This window comes from Candidatus Kryptonium thompsonii (genome assembly GCF_001535985.1).
In the GTDB taxonomy this organism is placed as follows: Bacteria; Bacteroidota; Ignavibacteria; order Kryptoniales; family Kryptoniaceae; genus Kryptonium; species Kryptonium thompsonii.
In genome coordinates this window covers 980-9,839 of the sequence record NZ_CZVS01000064.1, presented here as the reverse complement: position 1 = coordinate 9,839, position 8,860 = coordinate 980, and the positions used below count along the sequence as shown (strand labels likewise).

The following is an 8,860-nucleotide window of genomic DNA, read 5'->3' as shown; positions in this document are numbered from 1 at the left end:
CAAGTTTAAAAGGCGAAAAATACTATTTCAACCCTCCGCTTTTCACTTAAGCAATAAAACTTTTGCCTTACCCCCAAATTCCCTCTCGCTTTCAAGCGAATTTGCAAACATTACGATAAAATATACACCAGAACCAACAACCTCACCTGAATCATTTCTCGCATCCCATTTAATAACCTTACGCCCCGGGTCAAATTTATCATCAACCAAAGTTCTAACTTTCCTACCCAAAACGTCAAATACAATTAATTTCACACTCGAATATTCAGGCACATCAAACTCAACCGCTGTCTCAAAATTGAACGGATTCGGATAGCTCGGATATAATTTATATTCCAATGGGAACTCACCAAAGTTTGCAATTGAAATATCAAACATCATCGGTTTGCTGACATTTTCAACACTTGCAATTACGGACGGTTCAGACTCAACAAATTGCTCCAGCGTCACCTTGGGCAAAACCAAAGTTAAAAGTACGCTTTCACCAATCTTCAAATATTTTTTGCCATCAGCATAAAGAAGAATGACAACCTCATTGAATTTATTCCTCGCCCATACAAAATTTAACCCAGCCGCATCCGGCATTTTCCAAACATCAATTTTACCAGGTAAAACTGACAATTTAAAATTAATTTGTAATCCTCTTAAATTTACCTCACTATTGACAAGCTTAACTCTAATTTTGCAAGATTCGTCACCGGGATTAAAAATTTCAAACTTTACAAAACTACTTCTCCCTGAACCGCTCTTGTTCAAAGTGTAAAATTTATCCCCGTTCTCGCCCGCCTTAAACGCTGGTTTACCACTAATAGAACTTATAACTCCTGGATAACTTGGCCATTCTCCTGAAGAAACAGCATCAACTAACACAGCAAGATCAAGTTGAGTTATTAAATCATCACCTTCGCCATTCGTTGGATCACCATCGCCCCCAGTTCCTTGTACATCTGCACTTTTTCTATCGGCTTTATCGGGATTAGAACCATCATACCCGTTTGGATCAGCTCCCCCACCGTAAAATGTTCTCGAACCCGTAGCAGGATCATTCACAGGAACAGCAGAGTAATTTTCCATCACAAGATCAGCTATCGATGTCACATCGGAAATATCTATGTTCCCATCCCAATTTATATCACCGTACTTTCTGTTTTGAGCATACCCAGCTGGTGTAAAATAAGGCACAGTTATCGGCAGTTGAGTAGATGAAATAACTTGAAGAACAGTATAACCATCACTAACTGAAAAATTAGATGGCGTATAAGGTGGATCAACTAAACGAATTACGGCTGGAGAAATGTTTGTTAAGTTTATATAGTAATTGCCATCAATGGTTGGAGCATTGAAAGTCAAAACCGCAACAAGATATGCACCTTCAAAGTCACCGTTATCAATTAAAAGTGACGAAATGGAATTCCCCGTTATCGTTACCCTTACGCCCCCAGAAATGTCAACTTTACTTATTGTAAAACCTCCGGAAATTGACGGATGCAGTGAAACATTGCTTGAATTTAAACTTATATCAGGACTTGTGATTTCAAAAGTGACCTCATAAACTCCCTGTTCAGGGTAAGTTCTATCAAGCCATTTAAGAAGAATATTAACAGTGTTCCCAGTTGAACCAGTTACGACAGAGATTGAATTTACAGCAAAACCAACAGTAAGTTGCTGCTCCAAAACATCTGGCACAGTTAAACCCGCAAGTGAAGGATTGGGCAAATTCATAATCGTTGTAAAACTACCCCCAACATAAATCCTACCTGACTCAAGCGATAATGCTAAGGTATAAACTATGTTGTTCGCGTTCGGATCCCACGATGTTACATTACCAGTGTTAACATCAATCCCTGCCACCCTATTTCTTGACACTCCACCGATAAGCGTAAATGCACCACCACAATAAACAGTCGAGCCTGTGACCGCTAATGTATATACTGTGTTATTTGCATCTGGATTCCAACTTAACAATGCCCCAGTATTTGCATCCAAAGCAGCGATATAATTTCTCCCTACCCCATTAACCGAAGTGAAAGCTCCACCAATATAGACAACGGAACCGTAAACTGCAACCGACCAAACCGTATTATTAACATTGGGGCTCCAATTGGATAACTCACCCGTTGTCAGATCAAAACGTGCAAGTCTGTTTCTTGTAAGAGCATCAATAGTTGTAAAAGAACCACCAACATAAAGATAATCACCTGAAACAAACATGGTATAAACAGCGCCATTCGCATTTGGATTCCACGATGTAAGTTGACCAGTGTTAATGTTAAACGAAGCAAGGTAATTTCTTGTTCTCGCAGCTCCTTGAGTAATACTCGTGAAAGCACCACCGACATAAAGAATCGAACCCTTACTCGAAAAACATCTAACATCACCATTTGCTGATGGATTCCACGAAGTTAAACTGCCGTCATTTAAATTAAATGAAGCTAATCGATTTCTAATTTGCCCTCCGACACTTGTGAATTGACCTCCGATAAAGAGATAAGGTTCAACAGCGAATATCGCTAAAACCGTGTTATTTGCTCCAGGATTCCAACTTGTTAAGTTTCCCGTTGATAAATCAATGCTCGCAATATAGTTGCGCCCTCTTACATTAATCCCGCCAAAATTACCAGCAATGTAGATTCTATCTAAGTATGATGAAAACGCATAAACACTATTATTTAAAACAGATGGATCCCACGCAGTTAAAGTGGCAAGAGATGTTGAAAAATCAAATTTCGCAACCCTACTTCTTGCTTGACCAGCTATTGATGTGAATATTCCTCCAACATAAAGCTCAGAACCATATGTTAAAACAGAATACACACTAGCATTTGCATTTGGATCCCACGCATTTAATGTCCCAAAGGGTAAATTAAAAGCACATAAACGATTTCTCCCGACACCACCGATCGTTGTAAACGCACCGCCAACAAATAAAAAATCCCCAAACGATGAACCTATTGAAAGCGAGTAAACAGTATTGTTTGCTCCACCTGTTGGATACCATATAACTGCGCCAGTTGATATACTCACACCCGCAATGCGATTTCTAGTAATCCCAGCTATGAGAGTAAATGTCCCACCCACATAAAGTATATTATTAGCACTATATAAAGCCAAAGTCATAACTAAACCATTTTGAACATTTGGATTCCATAAAGTCGGGCTTCCGGTAGATGCATCAATTGCAGCAAGTCGATTCCTCACTTGACCACCAATTGACGTAAATCCACCCCCAATATATACAACTCCACCGTAAGGCAAAATTGTATACACACTTCCATTCGCATTTGGATCCCAGACATCAACATTTCCAGTTGTTAGATCAACCCTTGCTATTCTATTTCTCGCAACCCCATTTAAACTTGTAAAATCTCCGCCAACATAGAGATAATCACCCGAAATTGAAAGGGCTCTTACAATTCCATTAGCCCCGGAAGGAAGAAAACTTAGATCAACAGATCCATCTGGTAAAATATGCGCTATATTTGTCCTTGAAACATTCCCAACCTGCGTAAAACTTCCACCTATATACCACCCCCCATTCCCATCGCTGACCACCGCATATATTGTTCCAGGACCTGTCCCACTTAAAACCTTCGGAAAATTAGGATAAGCATCGGATGTAGTTCTATCAACAACTGCCCCACCAGTTATCGGTCTATAAACTTGAGTAAATGTTCCACCGAAATATAACTGATTGTTATATCTCGCAGCTGCATAAATAGTCCCGTTTGTAGCCCAAAAATTTTCATCAATTGTTTGTCCATACAGGATGGCAGTAAAGACAATAGATATAAGTATGATTAGCTTCTTCACTCCCGCATCATTAATTTCTTTCCAACAGTAAAAATATATGAAAATTGTCCGACTCTTTCAATAAGTCATAAATATCCAACAAAATACAAAAAAGGGCGGGTTTAAACCCGCCCTTTTCCGAGTAAACAGAATTTTCACACCTTGAATCTTTACTTGACCAACACCATCTTTTTCACATCAACATACTTACCAGCCTCAAGTTTATAGAAATAAACCCCGCTCGGCAACCCGGATGCATCAAACTTAACATTATATCTTCCTGGTTCCTGCACCTCATTCACAAGCGTAGCAACTTCCTGACCAAGAATATTATAAACAACAAGTTTTACATTTGCTCTCACTGGAATATCATAAGTTATTGTCGTCATAGGGTTAAATGGATTTGGATAATTCTGATGCAACGCAAAACTTGTCGGAATACCAGCTGTTTCATCTTTTTCAACTTTTGTGAACATACCGACAAAATTGCCCGTCACAGGATCGATGAATATAACGAGCTCCCTTTGCCTTCCAGTCGCAGTATCAACCCCACTGTATATAGCATGGAAATAAATTTTCGTTGTATCTAAAGATTGAGAATAAAGATATGCGCCACCGGTATATTGATACATACCCCTAAAGGAAGCTCCACCATTTGCTTCTGCAACCGCAGCAAGCCCATCGCTGTCCTTATAACTACCAAATTGTAAAGGCTTATTCAATGGTATAGGTATATCGCCCAAATCAAGGAAGAAAGTATCAACTCCAGCAGCTCCGGCAATAAGCCAAACACTAAACTTACCACCCGTTCCAGTTCTATAACCGTAGTTCCATACATAGCATTTACCATCAATAAGACTATCTTCAAGTCCAAAAACATACACAAGCTTAGCATCGCTCGCATAACTTTTTGCTAAAGAATCCACCTCATTAAACTTTTGCTTCGCTGTTACAGCTGCGAATGAGAACTCAAACTTTTTAACCAATCTACCATTCGAAGGATTTAGGTAGATGATTAAAATTCCACCGAGATTATAACCAGTGGTATCTGACCTAATATAAACAATTCTCCAATATGGGTTTAACGTGTCGGGCGCTAAGTCATCATCTGGATAATTCCTTAAGTCATACATAACTCCCACTATAGCGTTCGGCCTACTTCTGAACACATAGCCACCATTCGCCTCAGCGCTATCAAAAGCAACATCACTATCAATAAAAGTCGCCGGTAAGTCAACTAATGCGGTTACCCCTGGCACTGACATAGTATCAAGATAAAGTCCCGCAAACGCACTCGCCAAAACATAAACATATTTACCTTTTGAAGGTGAATAAAAAATATAAGATGCAAAATATACCTTACCATCAAGTGTATCGGTTGGAATCTCCATTCCTTCAAAAGCACTAATTGCCTTCAACTTAACATCGTTAGCGTAGCGTTGAGCAAGCAACTTAGCACCGGGCAACATCCCATTTACAGTAAACGGTCTAATTTGCCAAACACCACTGATACTTAAACCGGAAACATTCCTACCACTAACAGTAATAGGATCAGGTTGACCATCTCCGTTGGCATCGTAAAACATAATTAAATCCATACCTGGATTAAACATGCCATCTCTTACTGTATCAAAAGCAGCAAATAAATAATATGTCCCATCACGAACATAGTTTATACTAAACGAGAAATCAGGTTTAACATTTGCTGCATACTTGACATTTACCTCTGACTCGACAAAGGGATTTCTGTCAAGCAATGCAACGATGCCGACACTTGGATCAACACCAAAAGTTTTCGAAGGCTGAATATTCAAAAACTTGAAAGATGGCGAGCTAAAATTAATCTCCTTCGAAAGCTTAACATCTCCAGAACCCGATCGAATATCAAATGCACCTATTGAATTGGAAATTTCCAACTTCAACTTGGCTAAATCAACTTTTGGAATTTCTGGAATTGAAACCACCTTGGGACTCACACTTACAGTCCCGCTTACAGTCCACTGCCCAATCGTTGAAGAAGTTGTAAAATTAACAACATATGGCTTGGAAAGCAATTCGCCGGTAGCTGAATAAGCACCAATCAAAACAATACAATAGTCTGTATTTGGAGCAAGTTTAGCCCACACACCAATGGTATCCAAAGTTCGACTTAAATATCCGGGCCCTAATTTAATTGAATCAATTGGATCAAAGGCAAGAAAGCTTAAAAATGGTGGCAGTCCTTGCCATCCCTCCGGAAAAGAAACGCTGGTGTCAATTGGACTTGAAAAAACAAAGTACATAAAAACAGAATCAGGCACAGAGGCTATACCTGACGCCCCACTTGTGGGGAATGAAGCTTTAACTTCAAATTGCTGAGTGTATACAGTTGAAAACATTAAAATCAGACCCAATAAAAGAATTAACCAACGCATAATGCTACCTCCCTAATTTTAATTTAAGTTCACTTTCAAAATAACCATTTTTATTGCAAAAGCAAAGTGATTTATATCACAATCACATGGGCGTGCTAACTTCAGCTCTTTTCCCCCCAACAAAAATGGTGTCGATATGATTGATTCCAAAAAAGTAAGGTATCATTCTATAATCCACGACATTAAAAATTAAAATGTCCGCCCTCTTTCCAACTTCGATACTTCCAGTTATATCCGAAATTCCAACCGCACCAGCAGAATTTAATGTCACCGCTGTTATCACTTCCTCAACCGTCATCCTCATTTGGGTACAAGCAATCGTCATCATAAGTTGCATATTTAAACTCATACACGAGCCCGGATTAAAATCCGTCGCAATCGCAACGGGAACACCAGCGTCAATCAATTTTCTTGCCGGCGCATACTGATAATTTAAAAAGAAAGAAACCCCAGGGAGTAAAACTGCCACTGAATCTGCTTTTGATAAAAGCTCAATATCTCCGTCACTTACATTTTCAAGATGATCAATTGAAATTGCTCCAACTTTCACACCAACTCCAACGCCACCATAATTTGAAAATTGCTCAGCGTGAATCTTCGGCAAAAGCCCAACTCTTTTCCCAGCATTTAAAATTTTCTCTGCATCATCAGGAGTGAAATAATCTTTCTCGCAGAAAACATCACAAAATCTCGCAAGCTTTCTCTTCGATATTTCCGGAATGACCACATCTATTAAAAACTTAACATAATCATCTTTTTTACCTTTGAACTCAGGCGGTATCGCATGTGCCCCAAGGAAAGTTGGTATTGTAAATGCCGGATTTCCATTTAACTCATTCGCAACCTCAAGAATTTTGACCTCATCATCAAGATTTAAACCATATCCGCTTTTTATCTCGATCGTCGTTGTCCCGTACGAAAGCGCCATCCTTGCATAATTACGAGCTATCTTAAGAAGATTTTCCTTAGTTTCTTCTCTCGTTTTTTTAACTGTGCTTAAAATCCCGCCACCCATTTCCGCGATTTGTTGATATGTAAAACCTTTTATCCTCAAGTCAAATTCACTTTCCCGCGTCCCCGCAAATACAAGATGCGTATGTGAGTCAACAAATCCAGGTAGGACAACTTTTCCAGTAGCGTCAACAATTTCAACTTCATCTCCATAAAGACCGAAATTGAAATCAATTGCCCTCCCAACCCATTCAATTTTTTCATCCTTTATTAAAACACTTCCCTTTTCAATTACAAAAATTTCCCCTTGCCTTCTCCCCCGTTTAACCTTGTCACCAAACGATGCAACCGTGACAACTTGATTAGCATTGTGAATTAAAATCATTTCTCCTTCTTCAGTCTCTCAATTTCCCTGTTAACCTCTTCAAGTTCCTCTTCCAACTGCTTTTTATAATCCTCAAGCATTTCAATATACTCCTCACGCGTTATATACGGGCGAAATCCCGTCCAGAATGTCTCAAAAGGTGGAAAACCAAATCCAAACCAAAATCCCCCGAATCCTTTTCCAAATCTTCTGCCCCTATGCCACCACATTTTCATCAAAGTTTTTATTTTAAAAACAAACTTTTTAAAGCAGTCTCAATGTTGGAATACTTGAACTCAAACCCTAACTCAAGCAATCTTTCTGGCTTAACTTTTTGACTTGATGTTAAAGCAACTTCCGTAAGTTCACTCCCAAATAGAACTTTAAGAGCAAATTTTGGCACAGGTAAAAAAGCGGGACGATTTAAAACTTTCGCAAATGTTTTCGTGAACTCCTCATTCGTCACAGGATTTGGAGAAACAACATTGTAAACACCGCTAACGGTTTCATTCTCAATGGCGAACTTGATAACTCTCGCAAGATCTTCAATATGAACCCAAGACATCCACATTTTCCCATCCCCTATCTTTCCACCAAGCCCAAGTTTAAATATCGGAGTTAACCTAGCAAGAAATCCACCATTTTCTCCAAGGACTATACCAATCCTTAAAATTACGGTTCTAACTCCAAATTCACTTGCTCTCTTTGCTTCATTTTCCCAATCGATGCACAATTTTGAAAGAAAATCATCGCCAAAGCTTGACTTTTCAGTTAAAATTTCGTCTCTCTTGCTTCCATAAATTCCAATCGCCGACGCAGATATGAAAGTTTTCCCCGATGAATCGACCTTTGAAAACGCTTCAACTATTTTACGAGTTGAATCTATCCGTGAACTTCTCAATTTCTCCTTGACTTTCTCCGTCCACCTTTGCGAGATAGTTTCACCAATCAAGTTGATCAAAACATCAGCTCGCTGAACCACTTCAACTGGGAAATTTTCAGTTTCAGGATCCCATTTGAAAACATCAAATTCCTTTAAGCGTTCTGAAACCCTTTCGGGATTTCTGCTTGAAATTAAAACTCGATACCCATCCTTTAAAAGGAATTTAGCAACATAACTTCCTATAAAACCAGTCCCACCAGCAATCGCAATTGTTTTGCCCATAGTAACATTTTCAAATGTAAAGTTTTAAAAAGTGATTTTTTCCTTCAAGAAATTAAGAATTTCATCTTTATGAATTCTTTCCTGTTTCATCGTGTCCCTATCTCTTACTGTAACAGTTCCATCTTGAAGCGTTTGAGAATCAACGGTGAAACAAAATGGAGTTCCGATCTCATCCTG

Annotated in this window: 6 protein-coding genes; all 6 read right to left on the bottom strand. The window is 39.0% G+C overall.

Going from position 1 to position 8,860, the window contains the following annotated elements; translation table 11 throughout:
* Positions 1-42: 42 nt before the first annotated feature.
* Complete coding sequence (locus tag AWW78_RS08665; RefSeq protein ID WP_047134918.1) at positions 43-3,810, bottom strand: outer membrane protein assembly factor BamB family protein; 3,768 nt, start codon at positions 3,808-3,810, stop codon at positions 43-45.
* A gap of 149 nt (positions 3,811-3,959) precedes the next feature.
* Positions 3,960-6,203: a T9SS type A sorting domain-containing protein gene (locus AWW78_RS08660; RefSeq protein ID WP_075426228.1), complete on the bottom strand. Its 2,244-nt coding sequence runs from the start codon at positions 6,201-6,203 to the stop codon at positions 3,960-3,962.
* 82 nt (positions 6,204-6,285) lie between these two features.
* Positions 6,286-7,539: an imidazolonepropionase gene (gene hutI / locus AWW78_RS08655; RefSeq protein ID WP_047134917.1), complete on the bottom strand. Its 1,254-nt coding sequence runs from the start codon at positions 7,537-7,539 to the stop codon at positions 6,286-6,288.
* Positions 7,536-7,748 (bottom strand): DUF5320 family protein, encoded by a 213-nt coding sequence (locus tag AWW78_RS08650; RefSeq protein WP_244884413.1) that lies wholly within the window; start codon positions 7,746-7,748, stop codon positions 7,536-7,538. Before AWW78_RS08650 ends, hutI begins: the two co-directional genes overlap by 4 nt.
* 14 nt (positions 7,749-7,762) lie before the next feature.
* Positions 7,763-8,683 carry a TIGR01777 family oxidoreductase gene (locus AWW78_RS08645; RefSeq protein ID WP_047134915.1) on the bottom strand — a complete coding sequence of 307 codons (921 nt, stop codon included), beginning with the start codon at positions 8,681-8,683 and terminating at the stop codon, positions 7,763-7,765.
* A 24-nt stretch (positions 8,684-8,707) separates the two neighbouring features.
* The coding region (locus AWW78_RS10775) for a His/Gly/Thr/Pro-type tRNA ligase C-terminal domain-containing protein (RefSeq protein ID WP_244884415.1) at positions 8,708-8,860 on the bottom strand (153 nt) is incomplete at its 5' end.

Coding starts and splice junctions, on each gene's coding strand:
- AWW78_RS08660 (WP_075426228.1), bottom strand. CDS start 6,203: ATGCGTTGGTTAATTCTTTTATTGGGTCTGATTTTAATGTTTTCAACT.
- hutI (WP_047134917.1), bottom strand. CDS start 7,539: ATGATTTTAATTCACAATGCTAATCAAGTTGTCACGGTTGCATCGTTT.
- AWW78_RS08650 (WP_244884413.1), bottom strand. CDS start 7,748: ATGTGGTGGCATAGGGGCAGAAGATTTGGAAAAGGATTCGGGGGATTT.
- AWW78_RS08645 (WP_047134915.1), bottom strand. CDS start 8,683: ATGGGCAAAACAATTGCGATTGCTGGTGGGACTGGTTTTATAGGAAGT.